Below are 20374 nucleotides of genomic sequence, written 5' to 3'. Positions count from 1 at the left end.
AGGTAGCGCCAGTTGCCTGGTTTATTTTTTGCATCGGCTTATGGAAACATAGCGGTTTCTGCATCTACTACTAAACGGCAAGAATTATTTGAGCAGCACCAGCAATAGTCCGCGCCAAATCCAGTACCTTTTTCGACGCATTGACCCAACGGCCTTATGTTTCTAAAACTCTTCGCACGCCAAAAAGACCCTACTGACCTGGAGCTGGTACACCAGTTCAAGAAGTCAGGGGACGCGGCTTGCGTGGGGGAATTGTTTGAGCGGCACACAGAGATGGTGTACCTGGTGTGCCTCAAGTACCTGAAGGACGAAGAGGAAAGCAAGGACGCCACCATGCAGATTTTTGAGACACTGTTCACGGCCCTGCAAAAGCATGAGGTAACTACTTTTAAAAGCTGGTTGCACACCCTGGCCAAGAACCACTGCCTGATGCTCCTGCGCGCTGATAAAAAGAAAAAATTCAGTTCCTTTGATGACCAGACCAGCGCCAGTCTGGAAAAGTCCAGCGCCCACGCCTATGAAGACCAACCAGAGCCTGAACTAGAGGTTCAATTATTGGCAGAAGGATTACAAACCTTGAACGAAGAACAACGCCTGTGCGTGGAGTTGTTTTACCTGCAGAAAAAAAGCTACAAAGAAATTGCGGACCTGACCGGGTACGAGGTGGCCAAAGTAAAGAGCCACATTCAAAACGGGAAGCGAAACCTGCGCATTTACCTGGAGAGAAACTATGAACAGTAACCACCACTTTGAACAGGATTGGGGACCCGAGGGCCATCCGTCACTGGAGGTGCTACGCGGGTACCAGTCAGAGCGTTTATCGCCGGAGCAGAACCACCTGGTGGAGCGCCACCTGGTGTCTTGTGAGCTGTGCTCAGACCTGGTGGAAGGCATGGAGCTGGCCCAGGCCGCCAAGGTGTACCACGCCGTCAAAGAGACGCGCGGCCGGGTAAAGCAGTACCTGGACAAGAAAAAGCGCAAACCTAAGTTCTTCGTGTGGTCGGCGTGGCAGACGGCGGCCATTCTGCTCATTCTGCTGTTTTGCCTGGCCTTGATGGTGTATCACTTTTATTTCGCGCCTACTGCCCCGGGCAAGCAGAATCCTCAGCCAAAGCCTCAGACTAGCGTTGAGCAGAATGTTTCTCCAGCTTCAACAATTCCTCCAGCAAGGCAAGGGTGACGGGGCCGGGCGTGCCGTCGCCAATGGCGTAGCCGTCCATCTTCACCACGGGCATCACGCGCTTGGTGGTGCTGGTGAGGAACGCCTCTTTGGCCTGGTCAATATCCTGCAATGTGATGGTGCCTTCCTCGGCTTTAAAGGTACGGCCGGCAATCTCCAGCACGTTCTTTCTGGTGATGCCTTTTAAGACATCCTGGGCCGCTGTCACCACCGTATCGTCCTGTTTAACAATGAAGAAATTCGCCCTCGGGAATTCTGACACCACGCAGCCTTGGTGGTAGAGCACATCATCGGCGCCGGCCGCTTTTATTTGGCTCAACAGTTTTATACCCACCGAGTAATTGATGGTCTTGGCCGCCGGAATATCGCGCACGTACTCATGGGTGATAATTTCAAAGCCCTTCTGCAACTGCTCCTGGGTAGGCATGGTGACTGGTTGCTGGACAATCATGAGATTAGGTTCTACTGGCTGGTAGCCATCCAGAGAATAGCCGCCCGTTAAAATCATCTTGATGCCAGACAGTGGCAGGTTGTTCTTGTCTATCAAATGAAACACCGCCTCCTGCAAGGCAGACCGCTCCAGCGGGATTGCCAGCTCCATCAGTTGCGCCGAGTGGTAAAACCGGTCCAGGTAATGCTCCATGAACAGGGGCTGTCCGTTCTCCACCTTCAGGAAGTCAAAGATGCCGTAGCCTCTCTGGATGGACAAGTCGCTCACGTGCAGAAAAGCCTGGTCGTAGGGCAGAATTTCGCCGCGCAGGTAGGCGTACAAAGTTGGGTTAGCGGGCATGGTGTTTCTTGAGTAAGTCTAAGGTTTTGTCTAAGGGCAGGGCCTGAATGGTGTTCTGGTCTTTGCCTTGCATGGTTTCGGCTTTGAAGAGCGAGTTGATGATGGCTTCCTCAGTGGCTTCAATGGTGGCCAGAAACAAAGCACTCATGGCGTCATTGTGCAGATACGTCACGGTTTGGGTGGGTTCTTTGGGAGTAAACGGCACGCGCACCCCGGCGTTGGTAGAAAATGCGATGACGTAATCCCCGCTTCCGTTAGACGCGATGCCGCCGGTTTTGGCCAGGCCCAGCATGGCCCGTTGCGCCATGCGCTCCAGGTTGCGGGCGTCTACCGGCGCATTGGTAGCCACCACCATCATGCAGGAGCCGTCGGCCTTTTCCAGAATCTGCTTACTGAAAGAAAATTGCTTCAGCTCCTCGCCCACCGGAACTCCGTCAATCTGCAAGACGCCGCCAAAATTGCTCTGCACCAAAACGCCTACGTTATAGCCTCCCAAACTCTGCGGCAGTTGCCGGCTAGAAGTGCCAATGCCACCCTTAAACCCGAAGCACACCGTACCCGTCCCCGCGCCCACGTTGCCTTCTGCTACTGGTCCTTCTTTGGCTTGTTTGATGGCGGCCAGCACATGCGCCTGGGTTAGGTGCCGGCCACGTATGTCATTCAAATATCCGTCGTTCGTCTCCCCTATCACCGCGTTCACCGACTGCACCGTTTCATTGCCCGGCTGCTGCAAGGTATAGTCCACCACCGCATTGAGCGCCGTGCCCACCGCTAGGGTATTCGTCAAGATAATAGGTGATTCCAGATTGCCCAGTTCCTGTATCTGCGTCACGCCCGCCAGCTTCCCGAAGCCATTGCCTACAAACACTGCCGCCGGCACTTTCTCCTGAAACAAATTTCCACCGTGGGGTAAGATAGCCGTCACGCCGGTTCTTACCTGCGCCCCCTGTACCAGCGTCACGTGACCAACTTTCACGCCCGGCACATCGGTGATGGCATTCAAAGAACCCGTAGGCAGAACGCCAATCTTCACGCCGTAGTCCCGCACGCGCTTGCGTTGCTGAGCCTGCGCCCAAGGCAGTAGGCAAATTACTAGTAAAAGGGTGAGTAGCTGTTTCATGGGCTGGCGGTTGGGCATCTGGTAAATGTAAAAACTAGCCGCTACATTCTGCTTATGGTATGAGAGGAATTTAGGTTAGGGCCGGCTGCCTGCCTCAAACCGCCACGTTTTTGGCTTGTTTTCTGGAAAAGAGGCCAAAAACGGCAGTAGCCTGAGTTAAACCCCGCTTTAGACGCTTGGTCGTTTGCGCCTTGCCCCGAAAAGAATTATGCGTCCTCTATTTAAAAATCAGGCGCTGCAGATTATCTTTCAATACCAAACTAACCAACATGAAACGCAGAAACTTCTTAAAGGCCGGCTCTTTGGCGGGCATTACTTTTTCTATGCTGGGCGTAGGCGCCTGTGCCACCAAAAAAACCGATGATACCGCCAGCACAGACGGTAACCAAAGCGCAGACATCCAAGACGATTTTGAACTGAGCGAGGCCACCGTGCAACAGCTTCAGGACAAGATGAAGTCAGGCGAGCTCACTTCCCAAAAAATCACCCAGCTGTACCTGGACCGCATTCAGGCTATCGACAAAAACGGACCCAAGCTCAACTCCGTGATTGAGGTAAACCCAGACGCATTACAAATTGCCGAAGCCCTGGACCAGGAACGCAAAAACGGCAAGGTGCGCGGCCCTCTGCACGGCATTCCAATCCTCATCAAAGACAACATTGACACCAAGGACAAGATGTCAACCAGCGCGGGCGCTTTGGCCTTAGCCGAGAACAAAGCCAGCAAAGACGCCTTCGTGGCCGCTAAACTGCGCGAGGCAGGGGCTGTCATTCTGGGCAAAACCAACCTGAGCGAATGGGCTAATTTTAGGTCTACGCGTTCTACCAGCGGCTGGAGTAGCCGGGGTGGCCAGACCAAAAATCCATACGTATTGGACCGCTCTCCCTGCGGCTCCAGCTCTGGGTCTGGTACGGCGGTAGCCGCCAACCTGTGCGCCATTGCCGTGGGCACTGAGACCGATGGTTCTGTAGTATGCCCGGCTTCAGTGAACGGCGCCGTGGGCATTAAACCCACCGTGGGTTTGGTGAGTCGTGCAGGCATCATCCCCATCTCGGCTAGTCAAGACACGGCAGGTCCCATTGCCAGAACCGTGGCAGACGCCGCCATTTTGCTGGGCGCTATGACCGGTACAGATGCCAACGACGCCATCACCCAGGAAAGCACTGGCAAAACTCTTACTGATTACACCAAGTTCCTGGACGCCAACAGCCTGCAAGGTAAGCGCATTGGCGTGGAAAAGTCTTTCCTGAAAGGCCATGAAGGCATAGATACCCTGTACCAAAAAGCCATTGAGGCATTGAAAAGCAAAGGCGCTACCGTGGTGGAAGTGGAAGTGGTGGGCAAAATCAATGAACTGGGCGGCGACGAATTCAAGGTCCTTCAATACGAGTTCAAAGACGGCGTGAACAAGTACCTGGCCACGGCCAATGCCAAGGTAAAATCTTTGAAAGAGGTGATTGAATTCAACAAGCAGAATGAGGCCAAGGCCATGCCCTTCTTCAAGCAGGAAACGCTTGAGAGCTCTGAAAAACTAGGCGACCTCAACAGCAAAGCCTACCTCACCGCCCGCGACAAGAACCTGAAACAATCCCGCGCCATCATCAACAAAATCATGGACGACAACAAGCTGGACGCCATCTCGGGCCCTACGTACGGTCCATCCTGGTGCATTGACGTAGTGAACGGTGATGCTTTCTCGGGTTACGGTTTGTCCACGCCGGCGGCTATCTCGGGCTATCCGCACATCACGGTGCCCATGGGTCAGGTCTTGCATCTGCCTATTGGATTCTCGTTCTTCGGGAAGCCGTACACAGAAGGGCCTTTGATTGGTTTGGCCTATGCCTTTGAACAAGCCGCCAAAGCCCGGCAGAAGCCAACCTATCTGCGCTCTACAAATCCAGCGTAATCAATCCGTTTTTAGCTTGTTTTCTGGAAATCAGGCCAAAAACGAAATTTTTCTAAATCAAGAAGGCCGATGCAACTGGAGCATCGGCCTTGTCTTTTAAAGCTTAAAATCAGATACTCACTTCTCCTCTTTTTTCATCTTGAAAGGATCTAGGTAGCGAACGAAAAAGGCGCTTAAGTAAACGCAGATTCTCCTTGAGGGGAGCGTAGAGGGGTGTTTACAAAGGAGAGTAATGATTTATTTATCAGGAAAGTACACTACTAGAGGATTTTCACAAGTCATTTATACATAAGTATGTAATGAAATATTAAGACCAGCAGTTGCAGACACCCCTCTACGCTCCCCTCAAGGAGAATCTGCGTTTGGCGAAGGCCTGTCTAGTTCGCCCACAAGGTCCTTTCAGGATGACAGTGAAAGAAAATTTGAGATTTAAATTGAAGGCGACTCGCCTTCTTCTGGCTTGTTCTTCTTGTCTTTGGTTTTCTTCTTCATGCTTTTGTGCTTGATCATCTTAGCGTCCACGTAGAAGATCACCTCTTCTGAAATGTTGGTGACCTGGTCGCCAATGCGTTCCAGCTTTTGCAGGACGCTGGACAACTTGAGGCAGTGGTTCATCTGGTCTGGGTGCTGCTGCATGTACTGTACCAACACCTTGTCCTTTCTGCCGTTAATCTTGTTGAGCAATTTGTCGCGTTGAATCAGTTGGCGGGCCAGGGAGGTGTCCTGCTCGTCAAAGGCCAGGAACGCGTCTGCCAGCATGGCTTGGGCGGCATCATACATTTCAGTGAAGCGCGTGGCCTCTAGCAGAGCTGGCGCAAAGGCACTCTCCACCTCGCACACCTGCTGGGCAATGCCCTCGGCAGAATCTCCAATGCGCTCCAGGTTGGCGTTGATTTTGAGGGTGGCCAGCATCCAGCGCAAGTCTACGGCCACGGGGTTGTACAGCGCGAAGAAGTTTTCGCACATGCGGTCAATCTTCAGGTCAAAATCGTTGACCTTCTTATCGCGCTTCACCACTTTGCGGGCCAGCTGCGGGTTGGTGGTTTCCAAGGCTTCGCGGGCAGAGGCCACCTGCAGCTCCACCAACTCCCACATGGCATTCACTTTGGCCTTTATAAGCTGTAACTCTTTGTCTAACTGGTTCATGGATCCTGGGTTGAGAATATGGGCTGGTATCATGGCAAAAGATACGCACAAAATTCAGGGGCGGCAATACAAGCAGAATCAACCAAAACGGCCGGTGATGTAGTTCTGCGTGCGCTGGTCTTTGGGGCTGGTAAAAATGGTTTTGGTCTTGCCATACTCAATCAGCTCGCCTAGGTAAAAAAAAGCCGTATGGTCACTCACGCGGCCGGCCTGTTGCATGTTGTGTGTCACAATCACAATGGTGTAATCCTTCTTGAGCTCATAAATCAGCTCCTCAATTTTGGCCGTGGAAATGGGGTCCAGCGCCGAGGCAGGCTCATCCATGAGCACCACAGATGGCTCAATGGCCAGCGTGCGCGCAATGCACAGACGCTGCTGCTGCCCCCCCGACAGCTCAAAAGCGGATTTCTTGAGTTTGTCTTTGACCTCCTCCCAGAGGGCGGCCTGTTTGAGGGAACGCTCCACCCGCTCTTCAATAAACGCTTTGTCACTAATACCATCTACTCTAAGACCGTAGGCTACGTTCTCAAAGATGGATTTGGGGAACGGATTTGGTTTCTGGAACACCATCCCCACGTGCTTGCGCAAGTCGTCTACCCGTATGTTCTTCTGGTAGATGTCCACCTCGTCAATCAGGATTTCGCCGGTGATTTTGACGTTGTCAATGAGGTCGTTCATGCGGTTAAAGCAGCGCAGGTACGTTGACTTTCCGCAGCCGGAGGGTCCTATGAAAGCCGTTACCTGGTTTTTCTTGAGGGCCGTGGAAATGCCTTTGAGGGCATGAAAATCGCCGTAGTACAGGTGAACGTCTTTGGTTTCTATGCTATTCATATCTTTTGAGAAAGAGGCAGTTCATTTTTTCGTTTTCGGGCTGATTTCTGGAAAATAGGCTAAAAACGGGGCTTAGTTCATTTTCACTTTCTTGCCGTAGTATTTGCGCAGCCAGTTGGCCAGCAAGTTCACCAAGAGCACAATCACAATCAGGACGAAGGCCGTGCCATAGGCCATAGAGCGCGAGGCTTCAATGTCGGTGCCGCTGGTAGAGATCACGTACAAGTGGTAAGGCAGGGCCATAACCTGGTCAAAGATGCTGGTGGGCAGCTTGGGCAGAAAATACGCCGCCACGGTAAAGAGAATAGGCGCCGTCTCGCCAGACACCCTACCCACGGACAATATCAAGCCTGTAATGATGTTGGGAAACGCAATGGGAAGCACCACTTTGCTAGTGGTCTGCCACTTAGAGGCCCCCAGCGCCAGACTGCCTACCCTAAAGGAATCGTCAATGGATTTGAGGGCTTCTTCTGTGGTTCTTATCACCACGGGTAGCGCCAGTAAGCCCAGGGTCAGGGAGCCGGCCAGCAGGGAGTCTCCAAAGCCCAGCTTGTTCACAAACAAGGCCATCCCAAACAAACCGAACACAATGGAAGGGACGCCCGCCAGGTTGTTGGTCATGAGTTTGATGAAACGCTTGAGCCAGCCGTCCTTGGCGTACTCATTGATGTAGATACCCGACAGAATGCCCACCGGAAACGCGAACAACATGCTACCCACCACCAGACACAGCGTACCCACTATGGCCGGAAAGATACCGCCGGCAGTCATGCCTTCGCGCGGCATCTCTGTGAGGAACTCCCAACTGATGGCCGTAATGCCGTTGAAGATGATGAAGCCCAGGATGATGACCAGAATAGCCACCACCAGAAAGCTCAGCACCTTGAATACGCCAAAGGCTACCGCCTGCTTAAGCCGCTTGCTGTCTCCCTTCTTTGTTCCTTCTTGAAATCCCATCTTTTTATTGGTATCAGGTAGCAAGTATCACGTAGCAAGACTACTGTGGCACGTGTCTTATTAATAGTTTCTTATTAACTAGTAAGTTTATCTCAGCTCCTACTTTATTCTTTCTATCATGTATCAGGTACGTGATACTTGCTACCTGATACATGATTCGTTATTTCGCTTCTCTCTTGGCAGACACGTAGTCTACGGTGAGGTTAATCACCAGGGTCATCAGGAAGAGAATACAACCTAATGCAAAAAGTGCCTGGTAATGGATGCCGCCCTGCGGGGCCTCGCCGAGTTCTGCGGCAATGGTGGCCGGAATGGTGCGCACTGGTTCCAAGAAAGTACTTGGTATCACTGAGGCGTTTCCTGTGACCATGAGCACCGCCATAGTCTCGCCAATGGCGCGGCCAATGCCCAAGATGGCCGCCGTAGAAATACCTGACAGCGAATACGGGATGATGACTTTGTAAATGGTCTGCCACTTGTTGGCGCCTAAGGCCAGACTTGCCTCTTTCATGGCCCGGGGCGTGGTGCGCATGGCATCTTCAGACACGGAGATGATGGTAGGCAGGGCCATGATGCCCAGGATGATGCTCCCCGCCAAGGCGGTCTCCCCTACCGGCAAGCCGAACACGTTCTGGATCATAGGTACAATCACCACCAACCCAAAGAACCCGAACACTACGGATGGAATTCCTGCCAATAATTCAATGATGGGCTTTAGCAAATTGCGCATGCGCGGGCTGGCAATTTCAGCCATGTAAATAGCGGTGGCCAAACCCAGCGGCAGGGCAATGAGAATTGCGCCCAGACTCACCCACAACGTACCCAGAATAAGGGGTAGCACGCCCATCTGCACCGCTGGCGTAATGGTGGGGTACCACTGCCGGCCCAGCAGAAAGTCTGTGAGGGTAATGTTCTTGAGTTTGATCTGGTGCCCCTTGAAGTCTTTGGCCAGGTACTCCTCCGGGAAATAGACCAGCAAGTTGGGTTCCCGTACCATCAAGTCACTCAGGCGCTGAGGCAGGTATTCAAAGTCTTTGCCTATTTCCTCCTCAGAATAATAGTCTGTGATGTCGTCTACGCTGAAGAGTTGGATTGACGCGTTGGGTCCGCCCACCTCCTGCCAGTTGGTGATTTCCTGGTCAAAGATTTCCTTAATCTGGGCGGAGGATAGTTCTTTGACCGGATTCTGGGCGCTCACGGCAATCACGCTTCCTTCGCTCACCGGCGTCTGTGAAAACAGCCCCAGTCCTTCCTTGAACAGGAAGAACACAATCAGGAGCACGGTGAGGCTGGTCACGGTGCCGCTCAGGGTCAGGACGGCCTCAATGGCTTTTTCGCCCAGGCGGCTGACGTTGCGCTTTACAGGAGGAGTGGTTTTCACGGGAGTCTCAGGATTATTTATTCAAGGGCACATAGCCAATTTCAAGGACGGTCTTCTGCCCTTCAGGAGAGAGGATGTAGTCTATAAACGGCTTCACCTTGCTTTCTGAAGAGGCGTCATAAAAGAAGAACAGCGGGCGAGACACCGGGTAGGACTTGTCCTGCGCGGCAGCCACGCTAGGCTTCACGTAGGTCTTGCCCTGGTCATACGACACCGCCAATGATTTTACCTCGGGGGACTCATAGGCCAGGCCAATGTAACCAATGGCGCCTTCGGTCTGGCCCACGCTTTGCACAATGGATCCGGTGGCGGGCATCATCAAGATGTTGTTGGCGTAGTTTTTCTTGTCCAGCACGTGCTCTTTGAAGAACTCATAAGTACCGGAGCTGGTCTCTCTGGAATAGGCCACCACCTTGGCATCAGCGCCGCCTACTTCTTTCCAGTTGGTGATTTTGCCCGTGAAGATGCCTTCCAACTGCTCACGCGTCAATTGGCTCACTTTGTTTTTTGGGTTCACAATCACAGAGAGGGCGTCATAGGCAATAAGGGCTTCTTGGATGTCTTTCTTGGCGCCCTTCAGTTCCAGCTTCTCTTTGGTCTTGAGTTCTCTGGAGGCCATGGCAATGTCTGTGGTGCCTTCCATGAGCGCCGAGACACCCACGCCTGTACCGCCGCCCACAATGGTGATGGACGCGTCTTTGTGCTGGGCCATGTAGCGTTCAGCCTCTTGCTGCGCCAAAGGCAAAACCGTGTCTGAACCTTTGATGGTGATGGCAGTGGTAGTGGTAGCGTTGCCAGAGGTTTTATCTGCCTCTACGTTTTCTGCTTTTTGGTCACCGCCTTTTCCGCAGGAAACTAATAAGGTGGCCGCTAAAAACAGGCTAGCTGCCTGCGTACCGAAAGATTGAAATGTGGTTTTCATGGTTTTTTAATATTAGGTACTTACCTGATATGTTAAGAATGCTTTCTCAATTGCTTAGAAGCCAACCTCAAATTGGAAACGATACATTAGGTTGCTCCATTTCTGTTGTTCTCTCAAAAGACTTACGTCTGTTTGCGCTTTTACGGTATGACCCAGGATGTACTTAGAGAGACCTAAGGTGTACTGCTTATTTTCTTCGCGTTGGGTGGCGGCTTCTGGGTCTACGTTGGTGAACCGGCCTGCCACTTCATAATTGTTTTTGAACAGGTAACCAGCCTGAATGTTAAAACCTGATCCTGTAAAGAAAGAGTTCTTCACATCACCCGTTTCCAGGTCAGTTTCTACCACCGGTGAACCAGAAGATGTTTTGTCGGCGAACTCTGCCATGGCAGAGAAACCGCGGTATTTAAACATGGCATCTGCAAAAATAGTCTTCAGGTCCTGGTGCTGCGTAAAGAAACGACCCAACTGGCCGCGCTCCCTGGAGGCACCTTTATTTAAGTCATATGCTAGGGCAATGGCCAGCTTAGGAGTTTCTTCTCGCTCCAGGTCAGAACCTACATAGTCTCCGCCGCCCTTGAACTCGCCAAAAGGCAAGACTTCTACACGTCCGGTAAAGTCATAGCCTCCCACATTGTCAACAGTAATGTTTCTGCCTTCGCCCATAGAAATGGCCGCTACCTCTTTCACTACCACTGTTCCCAAAGCAAACTCATGATGTAGCTGTATTCCTACGTCACGGTCAATGTTATAGCGGGAGTTCAACAGACTGCGGTCCACAAACTGCATTTTTTGAGAGGAAATAATGCGTTCTCTGTTACCGGGCAGTTTGGTCTGCCCAAATATCAAACCTAGGTTGTCATTGATATTCCATTTCACAAATGCATCTAATACCACATTGGAGGTATTATTGTTCGCTGCCTGATTACCGCCACCAATGTCTGAGTTGCTCAAACCCAATTCTAACTTGTATTCAAAAGCAGGCCTGAAGGCAAAACCCTCCAGTTTTAAACGCGCTCTTCTAATCTGAACCTGGTCTGAGTATTCGTCATTGTCCAGGTCATACTCCCCCACATAAAGGGTTTGGATTCTAAGATTGATTTTAGTAGAAAAGACAGAGTCAGCGGAAACAAATTGCAGGCCCTTACCACCCTTGGTGGCATTGACAGATTGCGCCTTTCCAGCTTCTGCAGTTAACAGCAAGCAGATGAGCAAAATTAAAGACTTACCGACAAGGGTAATACGACGGTGGGTACTCGTTATGGGTGAGAACATAACAAATGGGTTAAAGGTCAAAGCGAGTAAGTTCCCCTTTTGCATTAGTCAGGTGCAAAGAAGGAGCTGAAAAAAATCATCCAAAGAAGACCAGCCTGGGTTGGCGTTTCCAACTGCCGGCCGTTTACTTTTTCAACGCTACAAAGGTATTTGGATCATTTCCCTATTTTGTGATGGCAGTGTTATGTTTATGTTATGCCAATGTTAAGAATACAGCCTTTGTAACACCCCGTCGTTTTTAGGCTGTTTTCCAGAAAAAAGGCTAAAAACAGCTCCTTGCAGCGCCACGGGAAGCAGTAGGCAAACCATGTCTTTGGCGTACCTTTGCGCCATGCAAACCCTTGAGCAGTTACAATCCGGAGCCCTGCGCGGCACTTCGCAGCTAAAGCTTTCCTGCGGCCTTAAGCACTTTCCCATGGAAATCCTGGACCTGGCCGACACCCTGGAAGTGCTGGACTTGGCAGGCAACCAGCTGCGTTCCCTGCCCCATGAGTTTGCCCAGCTGTCCCGGCTCAGGATTGTGTTTCTGTCCAACAACCCATTTACAGAATTCCCGGCGGTGCTGGGCCAATGTGTCCGTTTGGAGATGATTGGGTTCAAGGCCTGTGAACTGGAAACCGTCCCAGAAAACGTCATTCCCGCCTCCTGCCGCTGGCTCATCCTCACAGACAATCAAATCACGCAACTCCCCGCCTCCATTGGTAACTGTACCCACATGCAGAAACTCATGCTGGCCGGCAACCAACTGGAGTCCTTGCCTCCTGAGTTAGCCAACTGCCAGAACCTGGAACTGCTCCGCATCTCGGCTAACAGATTAACAGAACTACCAGCATGGCTTTTCTCTTTACCGCGTCTGGCCTGGCTGGCCTTTGCCAGCAATCCATGCAGCGCCTCTGCCGCAGCTGGGCACAAGGTTCCGGAGACAAACTGGAAAGAACTAGGAATAGAGCAACAGTTGGGCGAAGGCGCCTCGGGCATTATTTACAAGGCGAGGGTGAAACCAGAAGCACCCTCTTACTTACCCGAAGAAGTGGCCGTGAAAATCTTTAAAGGCTCTGTCACCAGCGACGGCCTCCCCGAAGACGAAATGCAGGCCAGCCTAGCCGCGGGCGCCCATCCAAACCTGGTAGAAACCTTGGCTGTGCTCACCCATCATCCTGACCAAAAGCAAGGTCTTGTGCTAGGTTTAATTCCAGAAGGATATTTCAATCTGGCAGGTTCGCCCAGTTTTGCCACCATCACCAGAGACATGTTTAATGAGGGCACTACTTTTACGCTGGACCAGGTCTTGAACATGGCCAAAGGCATTGCCTCAGTGGCCCGTCATGTACACGCTCACGGCATTTTGCACGGCGATTTGTATGCGCACAACACCTTGGTGAATGAACAGGGGAATCCGCTGTTCGGGGATTTTGGCGCGGCTACTTTGTATGATGGGGCAAATAGAGAACTGGCTACAAACCTGGAGAAGATTGAGGTACGGGCCTTTGGGTGTTTGCTGGAAGATGTGCTGCCGTTTGTAACTTTTGAGGCATCTGCGCGACAAAAGACGGTACAAGAATTAGCCACGCTACAAGAAGATTGTTTGCAACCCCAGGTTACCCAGCGTCCTTCATTTGCAGAAATAGAAGACCGTTTGGCTCACTTGAAAGGATAAACAAATACAGATCGTTTTTGGGCTATTTCTCAGAAAATACGCCAAAAACGGAGGTGTACCAATTCACCTTGAGGCTGCTTCTGTTCACTTATTTTGCCCGGATTCTAATTTCTTTATCGCTTGAAAGCTCCCCTCCTATTCCTTCGCTTGTCTGCCTTCGTTTTCATATCCTTGATGGGCTTGTCTTCGTACGGACAAGATTCTCACAACCAGGCCCTGACCAAGTCTTTGGAGAAACTGCAAAAGTCCTCTGGGTATGTAGGGTTTTCCGTGGCGGTAGTCAACAAGGACGGTGTCTTATATCAAAACGCCTTCGGCCACGCCGATTTAAAAAACAAGCAGCCGTACACTACGGGCACGGTCCAGAACATCGCCTCGGTGAGCAAAACGGTGATAGGCGTGGCGTTGATGAAAGCGGTAGAATTAGGCTACTTCACTCTGGACACCCCCATCAATGACATTCTGCCCTGGGCCGTCACCAATCCAGAAACGCACGCTCCCATCCTGGTAAAACACCTGGCCACGCACACGTCAGGAATTCTGGACAGAGAGGAAGTGTATGGCAAAATTTTCACTTTCAATACCTTCTCAGATTCCTCGGCACCACTGTACAACTGGATGAAAAAAGAAGCCGTCCTCACAAACCGGACGGACACTACACTGGCTTCGTTTCTGAAAGAATACGTCACCGCAAACGGCCAGCATTACAGCGTAAAAAACTTCACAAGTGCGGGGCCTGGCACTACGTATGCCTACTCTAACATTGGGTCTGCCTTGGCAGCGTATTTAATTGAAGTGAAAGCAGGAATGCCGTTTTCTGCGTTTTGTAAAAAGCATATTTTTAAGCCTTTGGGTATGCAGCAAACCGCATGGTTCCTAACGCCTGACCTAGCCCAGGCGAGCAGTAAGAACTACAGCTACAAGAAAAAGGCCTACCCTCTGTACAGTGAAATCACCTACCCAGACGGAAGCCTGCACACCAACCTACAGGACCTGTCCAGGTTTCTGCAGGAAATGATAAAGGGCTTTCAAGGCACCGGCACCCTTCTCCCAGGTACCGCATACGCCCAGCTGTTTCAAAAGCAATTTTCTGAAGAGAATGCACCGCAAGACATCAAGGCATCTGAACCCAACAGCGGCATCTTCTGGGCGCATAGAAAGAACGGGCAGATTGGGCATACCGGCGGCGACCTGGGCGTGACTACCTTGCTGTATTTTGACCCGGCCACGGGCATCGGGAAAATCTTCATGGCCAACACCGAACTGGATAATCCCTCCACCGGAAAAGTAAATCAAAAGCTAGCCGAACACTTGACCGCCATCTGGAAAGCCTTGGATGCAGTGAAGGAATAACCACCTTTCCAAAAACACATTTTCTCAAGTATAACGGCAACTAGAAACACCTTGATTCAGGTCGTTTTTGGCCTGTTTTCTGGAAAATAGCCCAAAAACGAGCCACAGACTCAAATACCTCCCGGGCTTTGAAAGATTGCCTTGCTAAATGCTACTAATCTTGCTACTAAGTCTGTAACTTACTGCCTTATTCCTGTACCAATTAATCACACAAAATATGCTCAAAAAATTATTGTGCTCGGCGTTGCTGGCGGGATCCAGCGTAGCGGCCATGGCGCAAGGTAGCCCGTCTTGGTTGCGCTATCCGTCCATTTCGCCAGACGGCCAGACCATTGTCTTCACCTACAAAGGCGACCTGTACAAAGTGGCAGCCAGCGGTGGCACGGCTATGCCCTTGACCCAGCACGAGGCGCATGACTTCATGCCCGTTTGGAGCCATGACGGTATGTCCATCGTGTTCGCGTCAGACCGCTTCGGGAATTTTGACGTGTTCAAGATGGCCATCAATGGCGGCGAGGCCCAGCGTTTGACCTTCCACTCGTCCAATGAGTATCCGTATGATTTTTCTCCAGATGACAAGACGGTCTATTTTGGGTCTACGCGCATGGACGCAGCCAGCAACCGCATGTTCTCTACCTTCGCCTTGCCAGAACTCTACAAGATTGGCGTAATGGGCGGCCGTGTGACACAGGTCTTAACTACACCCGCCGAGGACGTGAAAGTGAGCAAAGACGGAAACGTGCTACTCTACCATGACAAAAAAGGCGGCGAAAACCAGTGGCGCAAGCACCAGGTATCTGCCATTGCCCGGGATCTTTGGATGTATGATGCCAAAGCCAACAAGCACACCAAACTGACGAACTATGTGGGTGAGGACCGCAACCCGGTTTTTGCTGACAATGAGAAAAGCATCTATTACCTGAGCGAGGCCAGCGGTACGTTCAACGTGCACAAAATGGCAGCTGGTTCAGCCAACGCCGCTTCTACGCAGGTCACTAAATTCACAAAGCACCCGGTACGCTTTTTGAGCGCCTCTAACAACGGGGTGTTGTGCTTCAGCTTTGACGGTGAACTCTACACCAAACAGCCCAACGGCGAGCCTCAGAAAGTACGCGTGATAATCTCCACAGATGCCAAAGCCAACAACGAGCGCATTGTGAACGTGGGCGGCGGCGTAAGCGGCATGGCCGTGTCACCCAACGGCAAAGAGGTAGCCTATATTTACCGCGGCGAAGTATTCGTGTCCTCAGTAGAAGGTGGCGTGACCAAGCGAATCACCAACACCCCAGAGCAAGAGCGCAGTGTGAGCTTCTCGCCAGATGGCAAGTCTCTCATCTATGCCACAGAGCGCGGCAAAGGCTGGAAGATTTACCAGACGCAAAGGGTTCGCTCAGAAGAGCCCTATTTCTATGCTTCTACCCTGCTCAGAGAAACCCCTATCATCAACAATGACAAAGAGAACTACCAGCCAGAGTTTTCGCCGGATGGCAAAGAGATAGCCTTCGTGGAGGACCGCATGACGCTCAAGGTATACAACCTGGCCAGCAAGCAAGTGCGCACCCTGCTCACCACCAATGAGCTGTTCTCCATGTCAGACAATGACCAGTACTTTACCTGGAGCCCAGACAGCAAATGGTTGTCGTTTGAGTTCTCAGAGCCGGGTTTCGCCAACGGCGAAGTAGGTTTGATTGCCGCCGATGGTTCTGGCAAGAAAATCAACCTCACGGAGAGCGGGTATCAGGACTTCGCGCCGAAGTGGATGCAAGGCGGCAAGATGCTCATCTGGGCCAGCACCCGGGAAGGCATGCGCGCCCAAGCCAACAGCGGCGGTGCCCAAAGTGACGTGTTTGCCATGTTCATGACGCAAGATGCGTATGACAAATTCAGGCTGAGCAAAGAAGACTACGCCCTGGTAAAAGAGGCCGAAGACAAAGCCGCCAAGGAGAAAGAAAAAGCCAAGGAAAACGAGAAAGACAAAAAAAAGAAGAAAGAAGAAGACAAAGGCATGACCATTGACTGGGAAGGCCTGAAAACCCGCAAAGCCCGCTTGACTTTGCATTCTTCTCAACTAGGAGATGCCGTGGTTTCTAAGGACGGCGAGACGCTGTATTACCTGGCACGCTTTGAGAAAGGCTACAACCTTTGGTCTACCAATTTGCGCACCAAGGAAACAAAAATGCTGGTGCCGTTGAACGCCCAGCGCGCCTCTCTGGAGTGGGACAAGGACATGAAAAACATGTTCCTGTTGTCTGACGGACGCATCGTAAAACTGGACCCGGCCACCGCCAAACAGGAAACTGTAGCCATTAACGGCGAAATGAACCTGAACGTAGCCGCCGAGCGCGAGTTCATGTTTGACCACGTATGGCGTCGTACGCAGAAGACCTTCTATACCGCCGGTTTCCATGGTGCCAAATGGGCCGAGCTGAAGCCTGACTATGAGAAGTACCTGCCGCACATCAGCAACAACTATGAGTTCTCTGAAATGCTGAGCGAGTTGCTGGGTGAGTTGAACGTGTCCCACTCAGGCGCCAGTTTCTCCAACGTGCCGGTAAACGCAGATGCCACCGCGTCTCTGGGTATTTTCATGGATCAGACGTACTCGGGCAACGGTATCAAAATTGACGAGGTTATTTCTGAAGGTCCGCTGAGCAAAGCCGGCATGAACATCAAGGCGGGTACCATCATCGAGAAGATTGACGGCGAGACCATCACGCCAGACAAGGATTACGCACAGTACCTGAACCGCAAGGCCGGCAAAAACACGCTTATTACGGTGTACGATCCTGCCACCAAAAATCGCCGAGACATCACTATTAAGCCAATTTCTGGTGGAGAGGAAAATACCCTGCTCTACAAGCGCTGGGTACGCCGCAACGCCGAAGAAGTAGATCGCCTGAGCAACGGCCAACTGGGCTACGTGCACATACCGGGCATGAACGACCCAAGCTACCGCACCGTGTATGAAGAAGTGATGGGCAAGTACGCCAACCGCAAAGCCATGGTGGTGGACACCCGTAACAACGGCGGTGGTGACTTGGTGGCAGACTTAGCCATGTTCCTGAGTGGCAAATTGTTCCTCACCTACACCACAGACACCCGCGCGACTGGCGTGGAGCCTTCCTTTAGATGGAACAAACCTAGCATTGCCCTGGCCAACGAAGCCAACTACTCAGACGGCCATTGCTTCGCGTTCAGTTACCAGGATTTGAAACTGGGTAAACTGGTGGGTATGCCGGTACCAGGTACCTGTACCTTTGCCGGTTGGGAGTCTCTTCAGGACAACAGCCTGCGTTGGGGCGTTCCGCCGTTGGGCGTGAAAGACGTGCAAGGCCGCTATCTGGAGAACCTGCAAACCGAACCAGACGTGAAAGTGATGAACGAGTTTGAGCTAGTCGCCAAAGGCAAAGACCAACAACTAGAAGCCGCTGTGCAGGAGTTGTTGAAAGAAGTGAAATAGTCTTTTTTGAGACATAGGACGCAGGACACAAGACGTAATACTTCTCCCTGTAGACCAAAGAAAAGGCCTGAGACATTTCTCAGGCCTTTTTGTTTTATAGTCTTACTAGAAATTATTCATACTACTTCAGCCAGCCCTTGGATAAACTAGTATACATCAATATCTTACAGCCACTTATCCAATCACTATGAGAAAGATTTTACCTCTGTTAGCATTAGTTACGTTTGTGTTGTTTTCGGCGTGTGAAGATGACCCAGAAGAGCATCAGGTTAGGTATGAGTTTACGTCAGACAAAGCCGATCAATACAGAATGGACTACGCAATCACTTCCAATAGTGAATCTACGGAAACCGTAAATGGCACCACTTGGTCAAAAACGGTGAGCATCCCAGATGAGGAAGGGGTTGGCAACCCAACCATTGCCGCGGTGACGGTGTACCCGCCAGCCACCTGGGTAAACACTCCTACTTCTGCCAAAATCAAACTTACCATTTATGTAGACGGTGCCGTAGCCACTTCCAGAGATGCGACGCTAACTGGTTCTGACTTCAATTTGGGCATACGAGAATTGGCTTCTTTCTAAAGTCGGTCTCCGTTTTTGGCCTATTTTCCAGAAAACAGGCCAAAAACGGGTTTTAAGCAAACAACTGAGGTAACTGCTGAATCAAGGTGTAGCCTAAACCAATACACCAGCCTATTTCTGAACTTAGTTTGTCATTAACTTAAGAGGGGGCTATAATTCTGTACTTATCTGTTAAAGTAAACTTATGCTTTACTAGCTGTGTTCTGTCAAGGAGTCAACTTAATTTGATTTCCTTAACTTTGCCACATGAATAAGAAGACTGAAAGCCATGGTTCTACTTTCAATTCAGAACTCAAATTGAAAGGGTTCAACGTGTTTCAAATTGAGAGTGACACTAATGCCACCCGCATTTACAGCAGGAAAGACTTCTACAAAATCTGCTTGACTACGGGCAAGAGCGCCATTCATTACGCTGACCGAACCTTTGAACAAGAGGGCACCGTCCTATTTTTCGGGAACCCGCATATCCCGTATTCCTGGGAGACCATCTCCACCAGCTATGTAGGGTATACCATCCTTTTCTCCGAGGATTTCTTAAAGCAATCTGATCGTTCTGAGAGTCTGCAACAGTCGCCATTGTTTAAGATTGGCGGTACGCCGGTATTGAAAATCACTGAAACGCAGAGAGAATTCTTGAACTCCATTTTCCAGAGAATGATAGAAGAACAACAGTCAGAGTATGCTCATAAAGACGACGTTATCCGAAATTACATTCACCTTATTCTGCATGAGGCCAACAAATTACAGCCTTCAGAGAAGTTAGACCAAACCAAGAACGCCGCCTCACGGCTCACCTCGGTCTTTCTGGAGCTTCTGGAGCGCCAATTCCCCATTGAAACCATAGACCGTCCGCTTCAACTAAAGACCGCCCAGGACTATGCCGCTCAATTAAACGTGCACGTAAATTACCTGAACCGCACCGTAAAAGAAGTTACCGGCAAGCCTACCACTACCCTTGTAGCGGAGCGCATAATCACCGAGGCCAAAGCCCTCCTCCAGCACACTGACTGGAACGTGGCCGACATTGCTTACGCCCTCGGGTTTGAGTACCCTTCCTATTTCAACAACTACTTTAAACGCCTCACGGGCACCAACCCAAAATCCATGCGCACGCAGGAGGTTTGATTTTCATAAGTAATGGTTTGATTCCCTTTACCTGCCTGCCTGTGGCTTACGTACCTTTGTATTGTACTCATAAAGGCAGAGACAATGGAAGATTTAGAAAGAGAAGATGTCTTTACGCAACGTGATAGAGACATATTTGATAGAATGAAAGCCGGGGAGCCCATCAGGCTAGAAGACCCGCAATATCATAAGATACAAGAAGTAGTTACCCGCACTTTAGAGCTAATAGTTAGGGTTAACAACTCCACGGGAGTAGACCAAATCCGGGAGAGGTTAAGCGAGCTGTTAGGCACTGACCTGCCGGAGAGCACCACGGTGTTTGGGCCCTTTTACACCAATTTCGGGCGGTTTACACAAATAGGCAAACATGTCTTCATCAACCATGCCTGTTCCTTTCTGGATATGGGTGGCATTACGATAGAAGACCATGTGATGCTAGGCCCCAAGGTGAACCTCATCACCGAAAACCACCCTACCAATCCCACAGACCGCAGAGCCCTACTCTGCCAACCCATCCTCATTAAACGCAATGCCTGGATAGGTGCGGCCGCCACCATTTTGCCCGGTGTCACCATTGGAGAAAACTCCATTGTAGCGGCGGGAGCGGTGGTTTCCAAAGACGTGCCGGACAATACCATAGTAGGCGGCGTACCAGCCAAAGTCATCAAAACCATTGATGGGTAACTC

The 20374-nt window shown here is 51.1% G+C and carries 17 protein-coding genes; 9 read left to right on the top strand and 8 right to left on the bottom strand.

From position 1 onward, the window contains the following. Positions 1–156 precede the first annotated feature (156 nt). Together GU926_RS00195 and GU926_RS00190 are read left to right on the top strand one after the other, a co-directional pair. Positions 157–741, top strand: a complete 585-nt coding sequence (locus GU926_RS00195; RefSeq protein ID WP_160687869.1) for an RNA polymerase sigma factor — start codon at positions 157–159, stop codon at positions 739–741. Further along, entirely contained in the window at positions 731–1180 is a 450-nt protein-coding gene (locus GU926_RS00190) for a hypothetical protein (protein ID WP_160687867.1), read from the top strand. Before GU926_RS00195 ends, GU926_RS00190 begins: the two co-directional genes overlap by 11 nt. On the opposite strand, the gene GU926_RS00185 is transcribed toward GU926_RS00190, so the two are convergent. Both GU926_RS00185 and GU926_RS00180 read right to left on the bottom strand, forming a co-directional pair. Continuing rightward, positions 1122–1970: an aminotransferase class IV gene (locus GU926_RS00185; RefSeq protein ID WP_160687865.1), complete on the bottom strand. Its 849-nt coding sequence runs from the start codon at positions 1968–1970 to the stop codon at positions 1122–1124. The genes GU926_RS00190 and GU926_RS00185 overlap by 59 nt on opposite strands. Further along, positions 1960–3090 carry a DmpA family aminopeptidase gene (locus GU926_RS00180; protein WP_160687863.1) on the bottom strand — a complete coding sequence of 377 codons (1131 nt, stop codon included), beginning with the start codon at positions 3088–3090 and terminating at the stop codon, positions 1960–1962. Before GU926_RS00180 ends, GU926_RS00185 begins: the two co-directional genes overlap by 11 nt. A gap of 269 nt (positions 3091–3359) precedes the next feature. Here GU926_RS00180 and GU926_RS00175 point away from each other — a divergent pair, with 269 nt between their 5' ends. Next, positions 3360–4997, top strand: coding sequence for an amidase (locus GU926_RS00175; protein WP_160687861.1), 1638 nt, complete (start codon positions 3360–3362; stop codon positions 4995–4997). Between the two features lie 429 nt (positions 4998–5426). On the opposite strand, the gene phoU is transcribed toward GU926_RS00175, so the two are convergent. The 6 genes from phoU to GU926_RS00145 form a co-directional block, all read right to left on the bottom strand. Beyond that, complete coding sequence (gene phoU / locus GU926_RS00170) at positions 5427–6143, bottom strand: phosphate signaling complex protein PhoU (RefSeq protein WP_160687859.1); 717 nt, start codon at positions 6141–6143, stop codon at positions 5427–5429. A gap of 78 nt (positions 6144–6221) precedes the next feature. After that, positions 6222–6974, bottom strand: a complete 753-nt coding sequence (gene pstB, locus GU926_RS00165; protein WP_160687857.1) for a phosphate ABC transporter ATP-binding protein PstB — start codon at positions 6972–6974, stop codon at positions 6222–6224. A 72-nt stretch (positions 6975–7046) separates the two neighbouring features. After that, positions 7047–7931 carry a phosphate ABC transporter permease PstA gene (gene pstA, locus GU926_RS00160; protein WP_160687855.1) on the bottom strand — a complete coding sequence of 295 codons (885 nt, stop codon included), beginning with the start codon at positions 7929–7931 and terminating at the stop codon, positions 7047–7049. A 160-nt stretch (positions 7932–8091) separates the two neighbouring features. Beyond that, a complete protein-coding gene (pstC, locus tag GU926_RS00155) occupies positions 8092–9312 on the bottom strand; it encodes a phosphate ABC transporter permease subunit PstC (RefSeq protein WP_160687853.1) in 1221 nt (406 codons plus the stop codon). Between the two features lie 13 nt (positions 9313–9325). Further along, a complete protein-coding gene (locus tag GU926_RS00150) occupies positions 9326–10234 on the bottom strand; it encodes a phosphate ABC transporter substrate-binding protein (protein WP_160687851.1) in 909 nt (302 codons plus the stop codon). A gap of 54 nt (positions 10235–10288) precedes the next feature. Next, entirely contained in the window at positions 10289–11509 is a 1221-nt protein-coding gene (locus GU926_RS00145) for a porin (RefSeq protein ID WP_160687849.1), read from the bottom strand. 307 nt (positions 11510–11816) lie between these two features. On the opposite strand from GU926_RS00145, the gene GU926_RS00140 reads away from it, so the two are divergent. From GU926_RS00140 to GU926_RS00115, 6 genes are all read left to right on the top strand, one after another. After that, positions 11817–13166, top strand: coding sequence for a leucine-rich repeat-containing protein kinase family protein (locus GU926_RS00140; protein WP_232058385.1), 1350 nt, complete (start codon positions 11817–11819; stop codon positions 13164–13166). 120 nt (positions 13167–13286) lie between these two features. Then, positions 13287–14519, top strand: a complete 1233-nt coding sequence (locus tag GU926_RS00135) for a serine hydrolase domain-containing protein (RefSeq protein WP_160687847.1) — start codon at positions 13287–13289, stop codon at positions 14517–14519. A 217-nt stretch (positions 14520–14736) separates the two neighbouring features. Beyond that, the gene (locus GU926_RS00130; protein ID WP_160687845.1) at positions 14737–17979 is read left to right on the top strand and encodes a S41 family peptidase; all 3243 of its coding nucleotides are present in this window, start codon (positions 14737–14739) and stop codon (positions 17977–17979) included. Between the two features lie 187 nt (positions 17980–18166). After that, on the top strand, positions 18167–18562 hold the full coding sequence (locus GU926_RS00125; protein ID WP_160687843.1) for a hypothetical protein: 396 nt from the start codon (positions 18167–18169) through the stop codon (positions 18560–18562). 246 nt (positions 18563–18808) lie between these two features. Continuing rightward, positions 18809–19687, top strand: coding sequence for a helix-turn-helix domain-containing protein (locus GU926_RS00120; RefSeq protein ID WP_160687841.1), 879 nt, complete (start codon positions 18809–18811; stop codon positions 19685–19687). A gap of 84 nt (positions 19688–19771) precedes the next feature. Beyond that, positions 19772–20371 carry a sugar O-acetyltransferase gene (locus tag GU926_RS00115; protein WP_160687839.1) on the top strand — a complete coding sequence of 200 codons (600 nt, stop codon included), beginning with the start codon at positions 19772–19774 and terminating at the stop codon, positions 20369–20371. The last annotated feature ends 3 nt before the right edge of the window (positions 20372–20374 follow it).

It is taken from the genome of Nibribacter ruber, assembly GCF_009913235.1.
GTDB lineage: Bacteria > Bacteroidota > Bacteroidia > Cytophagales > Hymenobacteraceae > Nibribacter > Nibribacter ruber.
This window is presented reverse-complemented; position numbering and strand designations above follow the sequence as displayed.

Bases quoted from the DNA above. Each gene is read 5' to 3' on its own strand.
- GU926_RS00185 (WP_160687865.1), bottom strand. From the start codon at position 1,970: ATGCCCGCTAACCCAACTTTGTACGCCTACCTGCGCGGCGAAATTCTG.
- GU926_RS00145 (WP_160687849.1), bottom strand. From the start codon at position 11,509: ATGTTCTCACCCATAACGAGTACCCACCGTCGTATTACCCTTGTCGGT.
- GU926_RS00175 (WP_160687861.1), top strand. From the start codon at position 3,360: ATGAAACGCAGAAACTTCTTAAAGGCCGGCTCTTTGGCGGGCATTACT.
- GU926_RS00115 (WP_160687839.1), top strand. From the start codon at position 19,772: ATGGAAGATTTAGAAAGAGAAGATGTCTTTACGCAACGTGATAGAGAC.
- phoU (WP_160687859.1), bottom strand. From the start codon at position 6,143: ATGAACCAGTTAGACAAAGAGTTACAGCTTATAAAGGCCAAAGTGAAT.
- GU926_RS00180 (WP_160687863.1), bottom strand. From the start codon at position 3,090: ATGAAACAGCTACTCACCCTTTTACTAGTAATTTGCCTACTGCCTTGG.
- GU926_RS00150 (WP_160687851.1), bottom strand. From the start codon at position 10,234: ATGAAAACCACATTTCAATCTTTCGGTACGCAGGCAGCTAGCCTGTTT.
- GU926_RS00190 (WP_160687867.1), top strand. From the start codon at position 731: ATGAACAGTAACCACCACTTTGAACAGGATTGGGGACCCGAGGGCCAT.
- pstA (WP_160687855.1), bottom strand. From the start codon at position 7,931: ATGGGATTTCAAGAAGGAACAAAGAAGGGAGACAGCAAGCGGCTTAAG.
- GU926_RS00125 (WP_160687843.1), top strand. From the start codon at position 18,167: ATGAGAAAGATTTTACCTCTGTTAGCATTAGTTACGTTTGTGTTGTTT.
- GU926_RS00130 (WP_160687845.1), top strand. From the start codon at position 14,737: ATGCTCAAAAAATTATTGTGCTCGGCGTTGCTGGCGGGATCCAGCGTA.
- GU926_RS00120 (WP_160687841.1), top strand. From the start codon at position 18,809: ATGAATAAGAAGACTGAAAGCCATGGTTCTACTTTCAATTCAGAACTC.
- GU926_RS00140 (WP_232058385.1), top strand. From the start codon at position 11,817: ATGTCTTTGGCGTACCTTTGCGCCATGCAAACCCTTGAGCAGTTACAA.
- GU926_RS00195 (WP_160687869.1), top strand. From the start codon at position 157: ATGTTTCTAAAACTCTTCGCACGCCAAAAAGACCCTACTGACCTGGAG.
- pstB (WP_160687857.1), bottom strand. From the start codon at position 6,974: ATGAATAGCATAGAAACCAAAGACGTTCACCTGTACTACGGCGATTTT.